This window comes from Xenorhabdus sp. NBAII XenSa04, assembly GCF_963866145.1.
In the GTDB taxonomy this organism is placed as follows: Bacteria; Pseudomonadota; Gammaproteobacteria; order Enterobacterales; family Enterobacteriaceae; genus Xenorhabdus; species Xenorhabdus indica.
Genome location: NZ_CAWMEB010000201.1, coordinates 20,696 through 42,374 on the forward strand (window position 1 = coordinate 20,696; position 21,679 = coordinate 42,374).

21 protein-coding genes are annotated in these 21,679 nt (G+C 42.5%); 14 read left to right on the top strand and 7 right to left on the bottom strand.

All coding sequences use genetic code 11. The features are described 5' to 3' along the window. The first annotated feature begins 44 nt into the window (after positions 1–44). Both AAC147_RS08220 and AAC147_RS08225 read left to right on the top strand, forming a co-directional pair. Positions 45–407, top strand: a complete 363-nt coding sequence (locus tag AAC147_RS08220) for a DUF1283 family protein (RefSeq protein WP_047680077.1) — start codon at positions 45–47, stop codon at positions 405–407. A gap of 34 nt (positions 408–441) precedes the next feature. Beyond that, the gene (locus AAC147_RS08225) at positions 442–771 is read left to right on the top strand and encodes a DUF1161 domain-containing protein (protein WP_047680079.1); all 330 of its coding nucleotides are present in this window, start codon (positions 442–444) and stop codon (positions 769–771) included. 61 nt (positions 772–832) lie between these two features. Here AAC147_RS08225 and bioD read toward each other — a convergent pair whose 3' ends face one another. From bioD to AAC147_RS08240, 3 genes are all read right to left on the bottom strand, one after another. Next, entirely contained in the window at positions 833–1,381 is a 549-nt protein-coding gene (gene bioD, locus AAC147_RS08230; protein WP_047680081.1) for an ATP-dependent dethiobiotin synthetase BioD, read from the bottom strand. A 139-nt stretch (positions 1,382–1,520) separates the two neighbouring features. Further along, positions 1,521–2,741, bottom strand: coding sequence for a sugar metabolism global transcriptional regulator Mlc (mlc, locus tag AAC147_RS08235; RefSeq protein ID WP_156115333.1), 1,221 nt, complete (start codon positions 2,739–2,741; stop codon positions 1,521–1,523). A 164-nt stretch (positions 2,742–2,905) separates the two neighbouring features. Beyond that, a complete protein-coding gene (locus AAC147_RS08240) occupies positions 2,906–3,538 on the bottom strand; it encodes a helix-turn-helix domain-containing protein (protein ID WP_047680085.1) in 633 nt (210 codons plus the stop codon). A gap of 316 nt (positions 3,539–3,854) precedes the next feature. Here AAC147_RS08240 and tus point away from each other — a divergent pair, with 316 nt between their 5' ends. After that, entirely contained in the window at positions 3,855–4,781 is a 927-nt protein-coding gene (gene tus, locus AAC147_RS08245; protein ID WP_047680087.1) for a DNA replication terminus site-binding protein, read from the top strand. 92 nt (positions 4,782–4,873) lie between these two features. Here the strand turns inward: tus and fumC are convergent, their stop codons facing one another. Beyond that, entirely contained in the window at positions 4,874–6,268 is a 1,395-nt protein-coding gene (fumC, locus tag AAC147_RS08250; RefSeq protein WP_047680089.1) for a class II fumarate hydratase, read from the bottom strand. A 173-nt stretch (positions 6,269–6,441) separates the two neighbouring features. Here fumC and manA point away from each other — a divergent pair, with 173 nt between their 5' ends. From manA to add, 3 genes are all read left to right on the top strand, one after another. After that, the gene (gene manA / locus AAC147_RS08255) at positions 6,442–7,617 is read left to right on the top strand and encodes a mannose-6-phosphate isomerase (protein WP_047680091.1); all 1,176 of its coding nucleotides are present in this window, start codon (positions 6,442–6,444) and stop codon (positions 7,615–7,617) included. A gap of 169 nt (positions 7,618–7,786) precedes the next feature. After that, the gene (locus AAC147_RS08260; protein ID WP_047680093.1) at positions 7,787–9,316 is read left to right on the top strand and encodes a YdgA family protein; all 1,530 of its coding nucleotides are present in this window, start codon (positions 7,787–7,789) and stop codon (positions 9,314–9,316) included. Positions 9,317–9,491: 175 nt separating this feature from the next. Beyond that, entirely contained in the window at positions 9,492–10,493 is a 1,002-nt protein-coding gene (gene add, locus AAC147_RS08265; RefSeq protein WP_047680095.1) for an adenosine deaminase, read from the top strand. Positions 10,494–10,518: 25 nt separating this feature from the next. Here add and AAC147_RS08270 read toward each other — a convergent pair whose 3' ends face one another. Both AAC147_RS08270 and AAC147_RS08275 read right to left on the bottom strand, forming a co-directional pair. Next, positions 10,519–11,538 carry a bile acid:sodium symporter family protein gene (locus AAC147_RS08270; protein WP_047680097.1) on the bottom strand — a complete coding sequence of 340 codons (1,020 nt, stop codon included), beginning with the start codon at positions 11,536–11,538 and terminating at the stop codon, positions 10,519–10,521. Positions 11,539–11,563: 25 nt separating this feature from the next. Then, the gene (locus AAC147_RS08275) at positions 11,564–12,604 is read right to left on the bottom strand and encodes an oxidoreductase (protein WP_047680099.1); all 1,041 of its coding nucleotides are present in this window, start codon (positions 12,602–12,604) and stop codon (positions 11,564–11,566) included. Positions 12,605–12,744: 140 nt separating this feature from the next. Here AAC147_RS08275 and AAC147_RS08280 point away from each other — a divergent pair, with 140 nt between their 5' ends. The 8 genes from AAC147_RS08280 (at position 12,745) to nth (ending at position 19,487) form a co-directional block, all read left to right on the top strand. Continuing rightward, entirely contained in the window at positions 12,745–13,185 is a 441-nt protein-coding gene (locus AAC147_RS08280) for a DUF2569 domain-containing protein (protein WP_047680101.1), read from the top strand. A 128-nt stretch (positions 13,186–13,313) separates the two neighbouring features. Then, the gene (gene rsxA / locus AAC147_RS08285) at positions 13,314–13,895 is read left to right on the top strand and encodes an electron transport complex subunit RsxA (protein WP_047680103.1); all 582 of its coding nucleotides are present in this window, start codon (positions 13,314–13,316) and stop codon (positions 13,893–13,895) included. Beyond that, positions 13,895–14,518: an electron transport complex subunit RsxB gene (gene rsxB, locus AAC147_RS08290; protein WP_047680105.1), complete on the top strand. Its 624-nt coding sequence runs from the start codon at positions 13,895–13,897 to the stop codon at positions 14,516–14,518. Before rsxA ends, rsxB begins: the two co-directional genes overlap by 1 nt. Further along, entirely contained in the window at positions 14,511–16,403 is a 1,893-nt protein-coding gene (rsxC, locus tag AAC147_RS08295) for an electron transport complex subunit RsxC (RefSeq protein WP_047680107.1), read from the top strand. The genes rsxB and rsxC overlap by 8 nt, the downstream gene beginning before the upstream one ends. A 12-nt stretch (positions 16,404–16,415) precedes the next feature. Continuing rightward, on the top strand, positions 16,416–17,495 hold the full coding sequence (rsxD, locus tag AAC147_RS08300; protein ID WP_047680109.1) for an electron transport complex subunit RsxD: 1,080 nt from the start codon (positions 16,416–16,418) through the stop codon (positions 17,493–17,495). Positions 17,496–17,505: 10 nt separating this feature from the next. Continuing rightward, positions 17,506–18,132 (top strand): electron transport complex subunit RsxG, encoded by a 627-nt coding sequence (gene rsxG / locus AAC147_RS08305; RefSeq protein WP_047680110.1) that lies wholly within the window; start codon positions 17,506–17,508, stop codon positions 18,130–18,132. After that, positions 18,133–18,840, top strand: a complete 708-nt coding sequence (locus AAC147_RS08310) for an electron transport complex subunit E (protein ID WP_047680112.1) — start codon at positions 18,133–18,135, stop codon at positions 18,838–18,840. Positions 18,841–18,854: 14 nt separating this feature from the next. Then, positions 18,855–19,487 (top strand): endonuclease III, encoded by a 633-nt coding sequence (nth, locus tag AAC147_RS08315; RefSeq protein ID WP_047680114.1) that lies wholly within the window; start codon positions 18,855–18,857, stop codon positions 19,485–19,487. Between the two features lie 50 nt (positions 19,488–19,537). On the opposite strand, the gene AAC147_RS08320 is transcribed toward nth, so the two are convergent. Further along, on the bottom strand, positions 19,538–21,679 hold a 2,142-nt coding region (locus AAC147_RS08320), incomplete at its 5' end, for a condensation domain-containing protein (RefSeq protein ID WP_156115334.1).

The window sequence follows — 21,679 nt, forward strand, 5'->3', positions numbered from 1 at the left end:
TTTCGGGTATCACTCAATGAATACTTTATGAAAGAGGTTGAAACATGAATATTCATCGTTTTTTAATAGCCAAGATTATTCCTATATTTTCCCTCCTTTTGCCACTATTTTGGCAGACGCCTGTTTTTTCCAATCCTTGTACATCAAGTAATTGCATCACTATTAATGGTGGTGGTGAAAACTCAATGACTAAAGAAGATGCCCGACAGAGCAAGGAGGAATGGAATGATCAACGGTCCCTACGCAATAAGGTTAATAAACGTAGGGAAAAAGATTTTGATAAACATGAAATTGATGTTGACAATCGTGATACTTGTTTGAAAAATTCTAACTTGAATGCTTATTGGGAACCGAACACAAAACGCTGTCTGGATATCAATACAGGTCGCCCTATTGACCCCGAATAAGCCACACCTACATCAATAAGATAAGGAGGTAAAGGTGAAAAAACTCTTGTTAACCGGGGCTATATTTATTGCTGCTTTTGTATCTTCTGTTTCACAAGCTTCGCAAGATCCACAAAACCGAAACTCACAAAATGTGAGTTCGAAAAATCAAAATATAGTGACGTGCGAAAGTCTGAAAGAGCAAATTGCACAAAAAGTCATCAATAATGGTATTAAAGAAACAGATTTCAACCTTGAAGTTGTTGCGAGTGATCAGATGGATTACGGCAGTGGGAAAGTTGTTGGAAGCTGTAATCGTGGTAAACAAAAAATTATTTATACCCGATTCACTCACTCCGCTGACGAGAAAAAGTCCGGTAACTGACACAATTAAAAAAACAAAAAAGGGAGTTAACATACACTCCCTTTTTTGTTTCCATTTTTTCTCAATTATCAAATGCCGATATAACTGGAATATCCAGATAATGAGACAAATCCCGTTCTTCTGGCCTAAAAAGATAGGGAATTTCACCTAGTTGAGGCGCTGGTATGTGACAACGTAACTTATCTAATACTATTGCGTAATGTGCTAATCCAGGATTAATACGATTGGGTATCCAACCAATCAGTGGTAGCCCGTCATTAATAATCGATTGGGTAGTCAGAATGGCATGGTTGACACATCCGGCCTGGATCCCAACGACTAAAATAACAGGCAGTTTTTCCTTCACTACCCAATCAGAATAGAACGCATTATCTTGTGATAATGCACGCCAGCCACCTTTTCCATCAACAATTACGCGGTCTGCTTTATGACTCAATTTGTTAAGACAGTTTGTCATTTGAAGAAAATCAATTTGATTTTCTTCCCTTGCAAGAAGTTCATATCCTACTGCGGTTGTCCCTTCACGATTAAAAACTTGCAGTAATGCGCGGGTAACAACTGTTTTACCGATGTTGGTATCCGTGCCTGTAACAAATAAGCGCGTTAACATAAATTCATTTCCGTGGTAACAGATAAACTGGCTACTCTTTAAAACGTCTGTTTATAAAGTTTATAGCGAGCAGACTTGAAGTGTAGGGGATGTATTTAAGATAGGGATTGCGTTAGCTCAATGTTTTGTCAAATGTGTTCTATCCTTGCATGATTTCAAGCAGCAACTGGCCACTGTATAGTGATTGCTTAATCAATGATGCTGCTGGCAGAGTTCCTGAATTAGTAAATTCAGTAGCAATAATATCAACTTGTTGACTGTATCTCGGAAGTGAAAGCTGAGTGATTTTCTTTTGAATAACAGGATAAAGAATTTGTTGCGCTGCGTTCAAAGGTGAACCAATCAATATTTTGTCAGGATTGAAGATGTTGACCATAATCGCCATGATGTTCCCGATTCTCTTCCCAACATCACGGATAATTTCTATTGCAGAAAGATCACCTTGCTGTGCAGCCTGACAAAGCAACTCAACCGTTAGTGGTGTTTTAGTAAACATTAACGAATCGGGCTGTTTTTCAGCTAACTGCCGGGCTTTTATCAAAATATTTTTGATGCCGATAACAGTTTCCAGACAACCAGTATTGCCGCAATAGCAATGTTCACCATCAGGCTCAACTTGAGTATGTCCTATTTCGACAACACTTTGATTTCCTGCATGAAGTATTTGCCCGGCGATCATAATACCGACACCGACATTATCATCAATGACAACCTGGATAATATTCTGACAATTCTTCCCTGCTCCGTATAAAGATTCTGCAATTGTCCACGCAGTAATACCATGCTGCAAAAAAATAGGCACTCCGATACACCGATATAAGAATGAACCAAGAGGAAGATTCTGGATATTGTAATACGGTGAGCTATGAATAATTCCATTAATCGGATCAACAATCGCATTAGTGGTAATACTGATAGCAGTCAAACGCTCAAGATGAGATTGATACCGAAAGAAAAAATCATCAATCAGGGCAACAAGATTGTCCAGAAAACTTTGATTTTCGGATGAAAGAAATGGTAATTCTTGTTCAGCAACCAGGTTATTGCTTAAATCCCGAAGCCCAAATGCGACACGACCATTATCAATACGTATACACAGAAATTGCCACCCCTGACTATCAACTTTCAATCCGGTTGCTGGGCGACCACGAAACCCAAGATCAGGAAACTCAACTTCTTTCACTAAGTGAGCATCAAGTAGCTCTCGTGTAATTTTCGTGATACTGGCAGGAGCCAACTGTGCTTTTTTAGAGAGTGCAATACGTGAAATAGGTCCATATTGATCAATCAGACGATAGACCAAACCGATATTAATTTGTTTAATCTGGTCAACATGGCTTGGCTGTACGTCCACACTCACTGCTCCTCCCGCTATTTAATTTGCGCCTCTAAATAATTAGTAACGATTATGTCGCGGTTTAAAGCAGAAGATATCCGTTTGAAGCAGAAATGTGATCTTTCACACGAACTTCTCGTGATTTTTTGGGATGAAGCTCAATAAATTAACAGTATAGGGTTTAATAACTAATAATGTGATTCTGTTGGTAATGAATTAACCTTGCTTAAATAACCATCGATTATTTCGATACGTTTGTCTTTTTTCAGAGAAAATAATATACGCTGTATACAACTACGTGAAAGTGTGCACCGCTGTTCTATGTATTTGATAACAGATACATTTTCTCTGAAATCATCTGGCAAAGTGATAAGGCGAGATAATAAGCTACATACGATCTCTTTAGCACCATGACGAAATATACTGATATCCCTGGCATACAAAAAAGCCATTTTATAAGAAATTACTCTCATCCACTCCCTGTAAAGATCATGTTTCTTTATAGCACCTAATGCACTAATACGAGGTAATTGATATATCTTACAGTCAGGGCCGAGTTCAATAGAGTAATAAACTTCTGCGCCTGAATAGAAAGATAACCCCAGAACATACGGTGAAAATACCGTTGCAATGATTAAATCATCATCTAACCTGCGAATATTTACATATCCCTTCTCAAGTAAAAAAAACTTAGCAAATTCACGCTCAACTTTAATCAACGTACCTTGTGTTGGTTGTTCAGATGAGACTGACTCAGAATATGGTAATAATGTATCAACGATTTTGGTAAAAGAATTTACGGGCTTAATTAATTTATTCATATTAAACCACCTCTGCATATAATTTTTACAAATAACACTTTTAAAATTAAAAGATTTTCTTATAAATTTGCTAACTAATTAGTTATTCACGATCACTAATTTAAAAAATTAAAGGAATACTTGTTTCTAGTTTTTAACACAATCTATAAATGTTTATCAATAACCCATTTCAAAGATTAATTTTCTTAATTTACCCTATTGAGCTTTATTTTCTTCTTTTTTTGGGTATTTGTGTTGTTTTTAATTTATGTTTTAAAGTATGTTGTAACTAAATATAAGAGATAAACCGTTAGTCTACGAATCAGAGTAATAGAATATGAATAAATACCTTTCAATAGAATCACTTACATCCTGTTTTAAAAAACAGGAAGAAAAATTGGCTGAGTTGATCGAGTTATTGATGAAATATCCACTTATTGATGCCAGGGTATTTCAATTACCACAAATTGAAAAAGGCGAAGAACATGAACAAATTACTGAGATTGATGTTAATCCATTACAAGGAAATGAAGCAATTAACTTAAGTTTGAGGTTCTATCAGAAGCTATTCATACACCATAACCACCCTAATATCAGCAGCAAGGCGGCAAGCCGATTGCCAGGTGCGCTATGTTTTTCTGTAAGCCACCAGCAATATAAAACCGCAATGAATGTTATAGAGGAAGTTAATCAACTCAAAGCCGAGCTGGAAAACATCGTAACTAAAGAATCAGGCGTCAGCAAAGAACAACGATTTGAATTTGTCCACGATCATTTACGTGGTTTAATTACCTTAAATGCCTATCGCACGATAACTCCCCTCGTAAACCCAGATACCATCAATTTTGGCTGGGCCAATAAGAACATCATTAATAAAGTGACCAAACAACAAGTTCTTGAACGGTTGGAAAAAAGTTATAATGCCGGTAAAACAGTTCCCCCCTACTCCAGCGATCAATGGGCTGCATTGGTTGCACTAGAAATCACAGATATCAAAAAGCTACCTGATGATGTAGTTTTGAAAATTAAACGACCAGTAAAAGTACAACCCATAGCTCGCGTTTGGTATTCAGAAATACAAAAACAGGTTCAATATGCCTGCCCTCTGCCAATCATCGCTTTTTATACTGAAGATAGCGAAATCAAACCCAAAGTAGGTACGTTATCGAACTATAATGCCAATGCAATTAAATACCGCCATAAACCTAAAGCAAAACCACTTGAGCTCGTGATACCGCGTTTACACCTTTATCGGGAAATTTAAGGCGTACAATAATATGGAAATAATATATAGATAGAAAAACCGGAGGATTTACCCTCCGGTTCTACATCAGCCAATACCAAAATTAGCAAGAATTATTTCATACTGCCAACCATATCTTCCGGACGCACCCAAGCATCAAATTCAGCTTCGGTCAGATAACCCAACTGCATTGCTGACTGTTTTAGAGTCAGACCTTCTTTATGTGCTTTCTTAGCGATTTCTGCCGCTTTGTCATAACCGATATGGGTATTCAGCGCAGTTACCAGCATCAGAGATTCATTCAACAATTGAGTAATACGGTCACGATTAGGCTCAATACCGATAGCACAATGTTCATTAAAACTACGCATACCGTCCGCCAGCAAACGAACAGACTGCAAGAAATTATGAATAACCATCGGGCGAAAGACATTCAGCTCAAAATTACCGGACGCGCCACCAATGTTAATAGCTACGTCGTTACCCATGACTTGCGCACATAGCATAGTCATAGCTTCACACTGAGTCGGATTAACCTTACCTGGCATAATAGAGCTGCCCGGCTCATTTTCAGGAATGGAGATTTCACCGATTCCACAACGAGGACCAGAAGCCAGCCAGCGAACATCATTAGCAATCTTCATCAATGATGCAGCCAGACCTTTCAATGCGCCATGGGAATGAACCAGTGCATCACAAGTACCCAGTGCTTCAAATTTATTTGGTGAAGTTACAAAAGGTTGCCCGGATAATTCAGCGATTTTTTTCGCAACACGAACTGCATATTCAGGATGGGTATTCAAGCCCGTTCCAACGGCTGTTCCACCTAACGCTAATTCACATACATGAGGAATGCTATCTTCAATATGCTTCAGATTATGAGCCAACATTGCGGCCCAACCTGAAATTTCTTGACCTAAAGTCAGCGGGGTCGCATCTTGCAGGTGAGTACGACCAATTTTTACGATGTCTTTAAATGCTTCTGCTTTATCTGCCAGTGTTTTTTGCAGTACCTTCAGCTCAGGCAGTAGATGCTCACTCAAGGCGATAACGGCTGCAACGTGCATTGCTGTTGGAAACACGTCATTCGAACTTTGACTCTTGTTAACATCATCATTAGGATGGACCAGACGTTCATTACCTCTTTGACCGCCAAGGATCTCACTACCACGGTTCGCCAGCACTTCATTCATATTCATATTGCTTTGAGTGCCCGACCCCGTCTGCCAGATAGCAAGAGGGAATTCTGTTGAGTGTTTGCCTTCTAACACCTCTTTCGCCGCAGCAATAATTGCCTCACCACGCTCCTTCGGTAAGAGGCCCAGATCCATATTGACACTGGCCGCAGCCTGTTTAGTCAATGCAAGAGCATGGATCAACGCAACCGGCATTTTCTCCTGAGAAATGCGGAAATGTTCCAGTGAACGTTGAGTCTGCGCTCCCCATAATTGGTCAGCAGGTACTTCAATTGGCCCCATTGAGTCTTTTTCAATGCGAGTGGCTGCCATTACTATCTCCTTAGCACACAGAATAATTGAATACGCCGGATCAAACTTTGCAGATAAATTAGTCGGCATTTCTTTATAATGCCATAAATTTATTATCGATAATGCGACCTAATCGTGTTTATTGTATTGTTGTTATATAAATAAGTTTATTTTTTATTATAGGAAATCCAGCCATGCTGAAAATGACCAACCAGATCCAACATTATGATTGGGGAAGTAAAACCGCCCTGACAAATATTTATGGCATCGAAAATCCGGACAATCAGCCAATGGCAGAATTATGGATGGGAGCACATCCGAAATGCAGTTCTCTGGTTACTGATCCTGAAACAGGAGAACCTATTGCCTTAAATCAGCTTATTGCTCAAGATCCGGAAAGGCATCTGGGTAAAAAAGTAGCGGATCAGTTCCAGCGTTTGCCATTTTTGTTTAAAGTGTTATGCGCCGCTCAACCTCTGTCTATTCAGGTACATCCTGATAAGCCTTCGGCAGAAAAAGGGTTTACTAAGGAAAATGCAGCGGGTATTCCTTTAGATTCACCACAACGCAATTACAAAGATGATAACCATAAGCCAGAACTGGTGTATGCGCTAACGCCATTCAGAGCAATGAATGCTTTCCGGCCTTTACCAGAAATTGCTGCGCTTCTTAGTGATGTTTCTGGCGCACATCCCGATATTCAAACATTTATGCAGAACCCCACTGAGCAAAATTTATCATTTCTTTTTTCTCAGTTACTGACCATGCAGGGCAAGCAAAAAAGTTTAGCCATCGCAGTATTAAAATCAGCATTAAATAGCCGCCGGAGAGAGCCCTGGGATACCATCAGAAAGATGACTGTGTTCTATCCTGATGATAATGGCCTATTTACCCCTCTTCTGCTCAATATCGTTGAACTGCAACCAGGACAGGCAATGTTTCTCTATGCTCGCACTCCTCACGCTTACCTTGAAGGCGTTGCATTAGAAGTTATGGCTAATTCAGATAACGTTCTGCGGGCTGGTTTAACCAGTAAACATATGGATGTCCCTGAATTGATGGCTAATCTGGATTTTAACTCTAAATCAGCCGATATGTTGTTAACTATCCCAATTCAGGAAAAAGACACTCTAAATTACCCTGTTCCTGTCAACGATTTTCATTTTTCTATTTATGCTGTTTCAGAACAACCGATCGCGTTAAAGAATGATTCTGCATCAGTCTTATTTTGCTGTGATGGTCAGGTGATTATACATTCTGGTGAACAAGAATTGAGAATAGTCTCAGGTGAATCAGTCTTCTTATCTGCTATAGAGAAAAACGTGACGGTTCATGGCAATGGTAAAATTGCCAAGGTATCAAATAAATAGATTAAATTCATAGAGTTATAATGTTATTCATTGGTTGTTAATCACACTTTTATTGAAAAGCGATTAAAAGTTCTTTAGTTAACCTATACAATTAACAACTATTTTTACTCAAAGACATATCGCATATACCAATGATGATATATGCGCAAAATAAGGATGGAATTTCCACATGAAAAAATCGTTAGTGGCTGTAGGTGTAATTGTTGCTTTAGGTGCAGCGTGGACAGGTGCATCCTGGTACACAGGGAAGAAAATTGAAGCTTACATGGATAAAACAGCCCAGAAGATGAACACAGAACTTACAGATGCATTCCCCAATAGTAAGCTTGAAGTGCAGGTAAGAGATTTCCAACGTGGTATTTTCAGCTCTGATGTCCGTTTTGTCCTGAGCGTAAAAGATGACGCAAAAAATGCGGATGTGAAGGCAAATAATGAAGAAATTATCTTCAAATCTCATATCGATCATGGCCCATTCCCAACTTCCGCCCTGAAAAAATTCAATTTCGTCCCTAAAATGGCTTCTACCCATTCAGAAATTGAACAGAATGATCAGCTAAAAAAACTGTTTGAAATTACTAATGGTAAGTCTCTGTTTAACATTGATGCTAGTGTGAGTTATGGTGGCAACTTATCTTCCAATATTGAGATTGTGCCAGTCGAACATACGGATAAAGACGGAACCAAGATCACTTTTTCCGGAGCCAAAATCAACACAGATATCAGTCGTGATTTAAATGAGATCGCTTTCAATATCAAAAGTGATGAACTGACTGTAGATATACCAGCAGAAAAAAGAGTTATTACTCTCAAGGGTATTAATTTTAACGCTGATGACAACAAAAAAGGTAAATTCGATCTCTATCTGGGCGATCAAAACTATGTTATCGGCGAAATAACCTCGAAAAGTTCCAGTGATAAGGATGATTTCCTTCTCACGAATTTAAAAATCTCTATCAAAACGAGTGAAAACAAGGAAAACGTGAATACTGGCGTTGCTTATGAAATCGGTGGATTCAAAATGGGCAATCTGGATTTCGGTTCAGGTAAACTAGTGTTTAACGCAGATAATTTGGATGGTCAAGCCGTTCATAAATTTTCGCAAACCTACAATGATATTATAGCAAAATCGTTTTATAACAAAGAATTAGAGAAATCATCTCAAGATATGGCCGCTGATCTTTTCAGTCATTTGCCAATATTGCTGAAAAACAATCCACACTTCAGTATCGCTCCATTTAGCTGGAAAAACAGTAAAGGTGAAAGCACATTAGATTTTAAGATTGCACTGCAAAACATACCTGAAGATCTGAATAAAATTGTTCAAATGGGAACAGAAGAACAGCTCCGTACCCTGCTTCAGGAATTGTCACTTAATGTCAAATTGTCTAAGCCCATGCTGATTGAACAAATCTCCAAATCAGGCGAATATTTAGGTGAAGATAAGAACAAAGCTGAAAAAACCGCTAACATGCAGGTTCAATTTATAGCTGCTCAAGGTGCTGCACTTAACATAGTGACTAACACCGATGACGCCATTGACCTTAATCTCCACTACGTCAACGGCAAAGTGAAATTAAATGGTAAGGAATCCAGCTTACATCAATTCCTGCTTGATAATCACCTCATCGACTCCTATGATGATGCTGGTGAATCAAATCAGCATGATAGTGAGGCTGAACTCCCTGCTGCTGCTGAATAATAGTCGTTACAGCAAACAGAATCCGATTAGGGTTCCCTACAAGAAAGTACACGCTGAGGGTTAAAAAGACCGACGCAGTAAAAACATCGTAAAAAATCGATAGATAGTGCTTTCATTGCCAGTCAATGCATTGACTGGCTTTTTTGTATATTTTTCTGATAAGAAGGATAAAAAAATGATTGATACACGGCTTCCGCTCACTGACTTACACCGTCATCTTGACGGTAACATTCGCCCTGGAACCATTCTGGATCTTGGCCGTCAACATAATATCGTACTCCCTGCATATGAACTGGAAACTCTGCGTCCCCATGTCCAGATCATTGAAAATGAGCCAAATCTTATTAGCTTTCTGCAAAAACTTGATTGGGGTGTTGCTGTACTGGCTGATTTGGATGCTTGCCGTCGGGTTGCGGTAGAAAACGTAGAAGATGCAGTCAATGCCGGACTGGATTATGCTGAACTCCGTTTTTCACCTTATTACATGGCAATGAAACACCAGCTTCCGGTTGAAGGTGTCGTAGAAGCTGTCATTGATGGCATCCATTCCGCCAGCAAACAACACGATATCCAGATTCGTCTGATTGGTATTCTGAGCAGAACATTCGGAGTAAGAGCCTGCTCTCAAGAATTAACAGGCTTACTTGCCCATAAACAACATATCACTGCGATGGATTTGGCGGGTGATGAACTTGGTTTCCCCGGACATCTATTTGAACAACATTTTATTCAGGCACGTGATGCGGGTTGGAACATCAGTGTACACGCAGGAGAAGCAGCAGGCGCAGAAAGCATCTGGCACGCGATCCGTGAGTTGGGAGCAACCCGGATCGGCCACGGTGTTAAGGCTATCACCGATCCTGCGCTAATGGATTATCTGGCGGAAAACCGTATTGGTATTGAATCCTGCCTGACATCAAACCTGCAAACCAGTACCGTCAGCGCCTTATCAGCTCACCCGCTGAAAAAATTCCTTGAGCATGGCATTCTGGCTTCAATCAATACCGATGACCCGGCCGTTGAAGGAATTGAAATTCGCAATGAGTATAATGTAGCTGCACCCGCCGCTGGATTGTCTCCAGAACAGATCAGACAGGCACAGAGCAATGGGTTGGAAACAGCATTCCTGAGTGAAACAGAGAAACAAGCACTAAGAGCCAAAGTAGCAAACCGCTAACAACTGTTACTTTTAAAGGCAGAGATTACTCTGCCTTTTTTGAGCGGGCAGCATATCGATTTGCAAGTACCGCACAAACCATCAATTGGATTTGATGGAAAATCATTAACGGCAACAACATAATACCAACCATTGCAGCCGGAAATAAAACATTCGCCATCGGCACGCCATTGGCGAGGCTTTTCTTAGAACCACAAAAAACGATGGTAATTTCATCTTCTTTGCTGAATCCGAATAAGCGTGCACTATATACATTAATGGTTAATACTACTGCCAGCAAAACACAACAGACAATACCAATCATAACCAGTGAATAAGCATCAATTTTATGCCAAATGCCTTCTACAACTGCTTCGCTGAATGCAACGTACACCACCAGCAAAATAGATGAACGATCCGTCATATTGACCAACTTTTTATGCCGTTCTACCCAATTGGCAATCAATGGGCGTGACAAATGACCAATAATAAAAGGTACCATTAATTGCAGGATAATATCTTTTATCGCTTTCCATGTGTCAGGATGAACCGCACTATTACCAGTACTGCTAACACTACTGTCACCAGCACCGCCATGAAGCTGGATTAGAAAACCAACAAGCAATGGAGAAAGAAAGACGCCCAACAGGCTGGACGCTGAAGCACTGCATATCGCGGCGGCGACATTCCCTCTGGCAACAGAAGTAAAAGCAATCGCTGATTGCACAGTGGCTGGTAAAGCACAAAGATACAGAAATCCCATATAGACCGTTGGCGACATCCACTCTGGTACAATGACATATAATCCCATACCTAACATAGGGAATAAAACAAAAGTACTAAGAAAAATAACTAAATGCAGGCGCCAATGCCCTATTCCTGCCACAATCGCATCACGTGAAAGTTTGGCTCCATGCATAAAAAACAACAGTGCAATGGCTGCTGTAGTCAAATGTTGAAACCACGTTTTTACCTCACCTTCACAGGGAAAGAATGACGCAATGATTACTACGGTAATCAGTGTTAACAGAAAAGGATCGATTTTTAACTTTTGCCACCAGCTCATCAATGTTGTTCCTCTTACTTTAAGGTTAATCAATAACCACAGTACGTTGCTCTTTCGCTGATTTTTCACCGGCCTCAATCAACTTCATAATCAAGATAGCTTCATCTGCGGTCACAGGGTTAGGTTTTCCCGTCAGGATAGCATCACGGATAGCGGCATAATAAGCACTATAGTTACCCGGTAAATTAGGAATAGCTTGCGTAATCAAGTCATTATTTTGTGACAACGTCACATATCCATCGCGCGCATCATGTCCCCAACCTTCTTGTGATGGCTTTTCGCCTGCTTTCAAATGCTCTTCCTGCGTATCTAAACCATATTTCACGTAACTGCCCGCCATTCCATGCAGGGTATAAACGGGAGATTCCGCGGCGACAAGCATTGATGCATGTAATATCACTTTTAACTCTGGGTACTTGAGTTGTGCATGAAAATAATCTGGTGTTTCAGCATTTGGGCGCATCATACCCAGGTCTGTTGTAATGGTCTGAGGTTTACCAAAAAGCTGGACAGCTTGATCCAATAAATGAGGGCCCAAGTCATACCAGATCCCACTACCCGCTCCTGCGGCTTCTCTCCAGCGTTGACGAACAGCCGGACGATAGCGATCAAAACGGGATTCATAATACTTTAATTCTCCCAATACATTTTTTTTAATCAGCGATTGAACCGTCAAAAAACCTGCATCCCAACGTCGATTATGGAAAACAGACAACAATAAGTTAGCCTCTTCCGCCTGCTTCTTAAGTGCCTCTGCCTCTTCCACCGTAACCGTAAAAGGTTTATCAACCACAACATGTTTACCAGCAAACAATGCTTTTTGCGCTAATGGGTAGTGGGTATCGTTGGGAGTCGGGATAACAATGAGGTCAATATCCGGATCATTGAATAACGTTTCTGGTGAAGAGACAACATTAATGGTTGGCCAATCTTTTTTAACTTTTTCTATATCACTACTGGAAACAGCAACTAATTCAACACTTGGTGTCTCTGCAATCAATGGTGCATGAAATGTCTTACTGGCATAACCATATCCAACTAAGCCAACTTTCAGAGAATTATTCATAACTGCCTCTCAACATTTGTAAAACTGTTATAACAAGGCATCAGAAAATACCACCAGCTCTTATTCATTAGCAAATAATCTTAATTCCTGTGTTACTATCTTTTGGTATCTGAATACCCATCATGGAGAGAATATTTTTTATGTATCAATCCAATGATTATTACCGTATAAACGGTTGGTTATTGGCTCCTGCCGCTTATTTAATCATGACACTTATTGCCGCCAGCTCGATGTTAGTGTTATATGCTATAACTTTTTTCCAACAAGGCACTGTAATTCACCAGGCAGGAGGTAATTTCACCATTCTGTGGTATATCTCCGTATTAACCACGGCTATTATGTGGTGTTTTACGTTTTGGGTATTAAAGTTGCTTTTTATTCGTTCAAAACGATTCCCGCATATTTTTATTATCTGGTTGACACTTTCTGTTCTTATTGCCATTAAAGCATTTGCTTTTTCTCCTATTCCTGACGAAATAGCTATTCGCTCCCTACTTTGGCCCCTATTAGCTGCTGCTGTTTTTGTTCCTTATATCAAGCGCTCTTATCGGGTTAAAATGACTTTCACACAAGATCGATAACATCGCCTAAAATTGATTGTTATCATTGCCCCCACTTGCCTCACCGCAAGGCGGGGGGAGTTTCTGTCATTTTCACGACTACAAACAGTATATTGTTTTCATCACATCTCTTATTTTCAGGTATAGCAATGACTGAATACCTTCTGTTATTTATTGGCACGGTCTTGGTCAATAACTTCGTTTTGGTGAAGTTTTTAGGCTTATGTCCATTTATGGGAGTATCCAAGAAACTCGAAACAGCCATTGGCATGGGGATGGCAACTACTTTTGTCCTGACCCTCGCTTCTATCAGTTCATGGCTGGTAAATACTTTCATTCTTGTTCCGCTGGATCTAGTTTATTTACGTACCTTAAGTTTTATTCTTGTGATTGCCGTTGTCGTCCAATTCACCGAATTGGCAGTTCGCAAAACCAGCCCTGCACTCTATCGCTTATTAGGCATTTTTCTGCCATTGATAACAACAAACTGTGCTGTGCTCGGTGTGGCTTTACTGAACGTCAACCAGTCACATAATTTTTTACAGTCTGCCATATACGGTTTCGGGGCCGCCGCTGGATTTTCCCTTGTCATGGTGTTATTTGCCGCAATTCGTGAACGTTTAGCGGTTGCCAATATTCCAGCCCCTTTTCGCGGTTCATCGATAGGGCTTATTACTGCCGGGTTAATGTCCCTTGCATTTATGGGCTTTAGTGGTTTGGTGAAATTCTAATGATATCTTTATGGATTGCTATCAGCGTATTAAGCGTACTCGGATTAATCTTTGGGTTAATTCTGGGTTTTGCCGCTCGCCGTTTTAAAGTGGAAGAAGATCCGATTGTTGAAAAAGTCGATAATTTGCTGCCACAGAGCCAATGCGGGCAATGTGGTTATCCGGGTTGCCGTCCTTATGCAGAAGCTGTTGCCAACAATGGAGAGATGATCAACAAATGTGCCCCAGGCGGCGAGCAAGTGATGCTCAAGATGTCAGAATTACTGGGGGTTGACCCACAACCATTGGATGGCGATGAAAGCATACAAAACCCGGTTAGGAAAGTTGCCTTTATTGATGAAGAAAATTGCATAGGTTGTACAAAGTGCATTCAGGCATGTCCTGTTGATGCCATTATCGGCGCAAATCGCGCAATGCACACTGTAGTTGAAGATCTCTGCACGGGCTGTGACTTATGTATCGCACCTTGCCCGACCGACTGCATTACGATGATCCCCGTTGCAACCACAACATCAAACTGGAAATGGGATTTAAACTCCATTCCGGTTAAAAATATTCCAGTTGAGCCAGAACCTATGTTTATATCTTCTGCTAAGCCTGTTGAGGTTAAAGCCAATGTTTAATCTATTCAATTTGCTTAACAAAAACAAAATATGGGATTTTGATGGCGGTATTCATCCACCAGAGATGAAGCTACAATCCAGTCGTACACCATTACGCTGTGCTCCGTTACCAGAAGAATTGATTATTCCTTTACAACAACACATCGGCCCGGAGGGAGAATTACTGGTTAAAGCCGGGGACAAAGTACTTAAAGGCCAACCGCTGACAATAGGGATTGGTAGAACTGTACCCGTTCATGCATCCACTTCTGGTACTGTCACCGCGATTGAACCCTGTGTTACAGCCCATCCTTCTGGTTTGAAAGAGCTCTGTGTCCGCTTGCGTCCAGATGGAGAAGATCAATGGTGTGAACGCATCCAAACCGCGGATTACACCTCCCTTGATGCTGGTATTTTGCTGCAACGCATTCATGAAGCCGGTATTGCTGGTCTTGGTGGTGCAGGATTTCCAACAGCCGCAAAATTAAAAGGTGGTGGAAGTCATATCAATATCTTGATCATCAACGCAGCAGAATGTGAGCCTTATATCACAGCTGATGATCGCTTGATGCAGGAACATGCCAGTGAAATTATCGAAGGCATACGCATTTTGATACATTTACTCAATCCGAAACAGGTTTTGATCGGGATTGAGGATAACAAACCCGAAGCAATTGATGCCCTGAAAAGTGTTCTGAAAAACGATAAATCAATTGTTGTGCGTGTTATTCCAACAAAATACCCATCTGGCGGTGCAAAACAGCTCACCAAGATCCTGACGGGCAAAGAAGTCCCTTCTGGCGGACGTTCTTCCGGAATTGGTATTCTTATGCAAAATGTCGGGACAGTGATGGCCATCAAACGCGCTATTATTGACGGAGAACCCTTAATCGAACGCGTTGTCACTCTGACAGGAGAAGCTATCAACTCACCCGGTAATTTCTGGACTCGTTTAGGTACACCTGTTCAATTTCTGTTACAACAAGCCAAATTTAAACCTCAGCCAGAGCAAATGGTCATTATGGGTGGGCCATTAATGGGCTTTACCTTACCTGATCTGAATGTGCCTATCGTCAAGATCAGCAACTGCATACTTGCTCCTTCTAGCCATGAAATGGAGCCGAAAGCGGTTGAAGAAGCCTGTATCCGTTGTGGGTTATGTGTTGAAGCCTGTCCGGCCAGATTATTACCTCAGCAACTTTACTGGTTCAGCCGTGGTCAAGAACATGAAAAAGCCAAGAACCACAACTTATTTGACTGCATTGAGTGTGGTGCTTGTGCTTATGTATGCCCCAGCAATATTCCTCTTGTTCAGTACTATCGGCAGGAAAAAGCCGAAATACGCACTATTGATGCTGAAGCTCGCCGATCATCTGAAGCCAAGCTCCGGTTTGAAGCTAAACAAGCACGTATGGAACGCGAAAAACTGGCTCGCGAAGAGCGCCATAAAAAAGCTGCGGTTCAAATAGATAATCAGGATAAAAGTGCTGTACAGGCGGCTCTCGCTCGCGTGAAAGAAAAACAGTCCAACGCTGGAGAGACAATCACCGTACAAGCCGGACAATTACCTGATAATGCAGCAGCCATTGCAGCACGCAAAGCCAGAAAAGAGCAATTACGTGCTCGTCAGGCAGAAAAACAGGTATCGAATACTCAAACCACAGCAACAATAACATCCGCTGAAAGTGATGATCCTCGTAAAGCTGCTCTTACCGCAGCTATCGCCAGAGCAAAAGCGAAAAAGGCCACACAACAAAACCAAGAAGTGACAACGTCACAAGAAATTTCACAACAAAATAGTGTGGATGAAAAACAAGATCCTCGCAAAGCCGCGGTCGCAGCCGCCATTGCCCGGGCAAAAGCGAAGAAAGCCGCCCAGGAAAAACAAGAAACTCTAACAGAATAGTGACATTTATCGATGAAATTTAGGCCAGTCAAAACTGACAATAACCTGTTAAAAGTCGCCAGTTCGCCTTTTACACACAGTAAGAAAAATACCAGCCAGATTATGTTATGGGTGGCTTTAGCTGCTATACCGGGTATCGCAGTGCAAACCTGTTTCTTTGGCTATGGAACTCTGATCCAAATCCTGTTGGCAATCATTACCGCATTGATGGCTGAATCTGTAGCTATTGCACTAAAGAAACAACGGGTCATTCCCTACCTTAAAGATAATTCGGCATTAGTGACCGGATTACTACTCGGTATTAGTCTGCCACCATTGGCACCGTGGTGGCTTATCATACTCGGTACTTTCTTTTCCATCATTATTGCTAAACATCTTTATGGCGGACTTGGACAAAATCCATTTAATCCAGCTATGGTAGGTTATGTTGTCTTACTTATCTCATTTCCTGTACAAATGACAAGCTGGATGCCACCAGCCTCCTTACAAGCCGTGACTTTGACTCCATGGGATTGCCTGATGGTGATCTTTACAGGACATACACCTGATGGTTCGACTCTGGTACAACTTCAACAAGGAATTGATGGGCTAAGCCAGGCTACGCCACTGGATAGCTTCAAAACCGGCAGACTGACCCACGACGTTAATGAAGTGTTACAGCAACCGATACTGCAAGGTACTCTGGCCGGAATTGGCTGGCAGTGGGTCAATGTAGCTTACTTGATTGGTGGATTAATCATGCTGAATCGCAAAGTGATTGGCTGGCAAATCCCGACCGCATTTATCCTTGTCCTGGGAAGTTGTGCTTTGCTCAGTTGGCTTATCGATCCGAGCCGTTATTCACCTCCTTTATTGCAAATCTTTTCCGGCGCAACCATGTTAGGTGCATTTTTTATTGCGACAGATCCTGTCAGCGCATCAACGACACCGAAAGGTCGTCTGATTTACGGAGCCATAATTGGTTTGCTGATTTGGATTATTCGTGTCTATGGTGGCTATCCGGATGCCGTGGCTTTCGCTGTTTTATTGGCAAATATCTGCGTACCACTTATCGATAACTACACACAACCTCGTGCTTACGGCCATAAATAAGGGCGTTATCATGTTAGAAACTATGCGACGTCATGGTATTACCTTAGCAATTTTTGCTGCTTGTACCACTGGGTTAACGGCAATTGTTTATTCATTGACAAAAGACCGGATTGCAGAACAAGCAGCGTTACAGCATAAGGTATTATTAGATCAGGTTGTTCCTCCTGCGCTGTATGATAACAACATGCTAAATGAATGTTATCTGGTAACAGCAGATGCTTTAGGTAATCAACAACCCCATCGTCTCTATCTGGCACGTAAAAATGGAACTCCGGTTGCTGCTGCAATAGAAAGCACTGCACCTGATGGCTATTCAGGGGCTATCCAACTACTGGTCGGGGCAGATTTTTCTGGCAAGGTACTCGGTGTGCGTGTTACCGAACATCATGAAACTCCGGGGTTAGGGGATAAAATTGATACCCGCATATCCGATTGGATCTCTGCTTTTTCTGGCAAGAAAATCACTTCCAATAATGATCCTCATTGGGCAGTTAAAAAAGATGGCGGGGAATTTGACCAGTTCACGGGAGCAACCATCACTCCTCGTGCTGTTGTCAATGCAGTGAAACGGACAGCTCTCTATATGGAAACCATGCCGGCACAACTTTCTTCATTATCCACATGTGGAACAAAATAAATGAGTGAAACCAAAAATCTATTTCTTCAGGGGTTATGGAAAAACAACTCCGCATTAGTACAGCTCTTGGGGCTTTGTCCCCTTTTAGCAGTCTCTTCTACTGCCACTAATGCACTGGGACTGGGATTGGCAACAACACTGGTTCTGTTGAGCACCAACATCGCCGTATCCGCTTTACGCCGTTGGGTTCCTCACGAAATCCGTATTCCTATTTATGTGATGATTATTGCATCTGTTGTCAGTGCCGTTCAGATGTTAATCAATGCCTTTGCATTCGGATTATATGAATCATTGGGGATTTTTATCCCGCTAATTGTGACTAACTGTATTGTTATCGGACGTGCGGAAGCCTACGCGTCAAAAAACGCCATCTATCACTCAGCGCTTGATGGGATTGCAATGGGTCTTGGTGCAACATTTACCCTATTTGTGCTTGGCGCCATGCGTGAAATTTTGGGTAATGGCACACTTTTCGACGGTGCTGATCTATTATTAGGGAGTTGGGCCAAATCATTACGTATTGAAATTGTGCATATGGATTCCCCATTCCTGCTAGCCATTTTACCACCAGGTGCATTTATTGGATTAGGTTTGATGCTGGCCGGGAAATATATCATTGATGAGCGAATTAAAAGCCGTACAGATACTAAAACACGTCGCTATGACAACATAGCAAAAGGCTGCGGCAGCCATATCACAAGAGGATAAAGGCGTAATCAGGTATGAATAAACAAAAACGGGTCGAAATTTTAACCCGCTTACGGGATAACAACCCTAATCCAACGACTGAATTGGTTTTCAATTCACCATTTGAACTGCTGATTTCGGTATTGCTGTCAGCACAAGCAACAGACGTCAGCGTCAATAAGGCAACGGCAAGACTTTATCCGGTTGCCAATACGCCACAAGCCATCCTTAATTTGGGCGTCGATGGCTTAAAAGAGTATATAAAGACTATCGGGTTATATAACACTAAAGCCGAGAACGTGATTAAAACCTGCCGGCTCTTGTTGGAAAAGCATCAAGGCGAAGTACCGGAAGATCGCGTAGCGCTTGAAGCATTACCGGGCGTCGGTCGTAAAACAGCCAATGTTGTTTTGAACACTGCCTTTGGCTGGCCGACGATAGCTGTCGATACCCATATTTTCCGTGTCAGCAATCGGACTCAATTTGCTCCGGGAAAAAATGTTGATGAAGTCGAAAAGAAGCTATTGCAAGTTGTACCTGATGAATTCAAAGTAGATTGCCACCATTGGTTAATTTTACACGGTCGTTATACCTGTATTGCCCGTAAACCACGCTGTGGATCTTGTATTATTGAAGATCTGTGCGAATATGTGGATAAAACAGAGTAATACATCTCTCCTATCAACTCCCGCCTGATCTGGCGGGAGTTAGCCCTAATTTACAGAGAAACAACAATTTCCCTGATCCGCTGTTGGGGATTATCCACCATGATTTGCAGTACAGTGAGCAAATAGTCAATGTGCCGTTCTATGGTCGATTGGTCAAACAGAGCGGTGGCATAACTTACCGCTCCGGCAACTATGCCATTCTCTTCAAAAAACTCTATTTCGAGATCATAGTTGGTAATATTTAAATCATGAGCAATTGATGACGCTGTCAGCCCCGGCAATGTCCAGTCAGAATCTTCATAATCCTGCCAGGCAAATACGACCTGACACAACGGTATATGGTCTAGCTGGCGTGACGGTTGTACAATTTCCATCATCTGTTCAAACGGCAAATCCTGATGCGCCTGTGCCGCTAGCGTGGTTTGCCGCACTTGTGCCAGCAACTCCGCTACCGTCAACTCACCCGAAACTCTTGTGCGTAACGCCAGTGTATTCACGAAGAATCCAATTAATGGCTCCACTTCCTGACGACTACGGCCAGAACTGTGGGTTCCAACAATAATATCCTCCTGACCGGACAAACGCGATAAGACCACCGTCCAGGCGGACAATAATGTCATAAATAACGTGACATTGTGCTGTACACTCAGACGCTTCAAGGCGGTTATTAATTCCACATTCAAATTGATGGGTAAAACCTGACCGGCAAACGACTGCTCCGATGGGCGTGGCCGATCTGTCGGTAAATTCAGCAGAGTCGGTGCATCAGCCAACGCCGTGCGCCAATAGTCAACTTGCTTCTGCATATATTCGGAAGAAAACCACTGCCGCTGCCAGACTGCATAATCAGGGTACTGGATCGCCAGCACGGGTAAAGGATTCGGTTGCCCGGCCAGAAAAGCCGTATAGAGCGAGTTCAGTTCATCTATTAGTACCTTCACTGACCAACCATCGGAAATAATATGGTGCTGTGTCAGCAAAAACTGATAGTCGTCATCCGCCAACTGGATAAGCCTCGTCCGAACAAGCGGCCCCTGGCTGAAATCGAATGGCGCATACACCTCCTCAGTACGCAGTCGTTTTAACTCTGTTTCGGCATCCTGGCACCCACGCAGGTCATGATGAACCAACGGCAGCCCACGATCTGCCGCCAGCAGGCGAACCTGAGGCTGACCGTCAACAGAAACAAAGACCGAGCGCAGGGCTTCATGACGAGCAAATAACACATCCAGTGCCTGCTGCCAGGCTGCAATATCCAGTTGTCCACGCAAATGTAACACGAGCGGCATATTATAGTGTTCACTGGCACCTTTAAATTGCGTCAGAAGCCACATGCGCTCTTGAACGAATGACAGTGGCAATCCCCCCTCACGGGAGACAGGCAGGATAGGAGGCAATGTGCTTTGTTGATCAGACCGAATCTGGAATTTTTCAGCCAGTGCCGCCAAAGAAGGGGAGCTAAACAATTCACTCAGTGGCAATTCCATCCCTAAAGCCGCTATTCGGTTCATTACTTGCATCGCCAGCAATGAATGGCCTCCCAGTGTAAAGAAATTATCATGCCGACTGATTTGCTCGACGCCTAAGATTTCCCGCCAGATCGCCGCCAATGCGATTTCCATTTTCCCCTGTGGGGCTTCATAGATCTGCCGAACAAAGGCCTCTCCATCCGGGGCCGGTAGTGCCCGGCGATCCAGTTTGCCATTCGGGGTCTGCGGGAAGCTGTCCAGACGCACAAAGGCCGCCGGTACCATATAATCCGGCAAAACAGCGATCAGATGGGTACGCAAGTCGTTAACCAGTGTTTCATCGGCTTCCGCTCCCCCCGTTTCCGCCACGATATAGGCCACCAGCCGTTTACCCTGCCCGTCATCCCGTGCCAGCACAACCGCTTCCTGCACCACCGGGTATTCCAGCAAGCGGATTTCAATTTCTCCCGGTTCAATACGGAAACCGCGAATTTTCACCTGCTGGTCGTTACGGCCCAGGAACTCCAGACTACCGTTCGGCAGGTAACGGGCCATATCCCCGGTCCGGTACATCCGGGCACCCGATACGGGGCTAAAGGGGTCAGGAATAAAGCGTTCTTCACTTAAAATTGGCGGGTTCAGATACCCCCGTGCGACCCCTACCCCACCGATATAGATTTCCCCCACACCGCCTAACGGCACCGGTTGCCCGTGGCTGTCCAG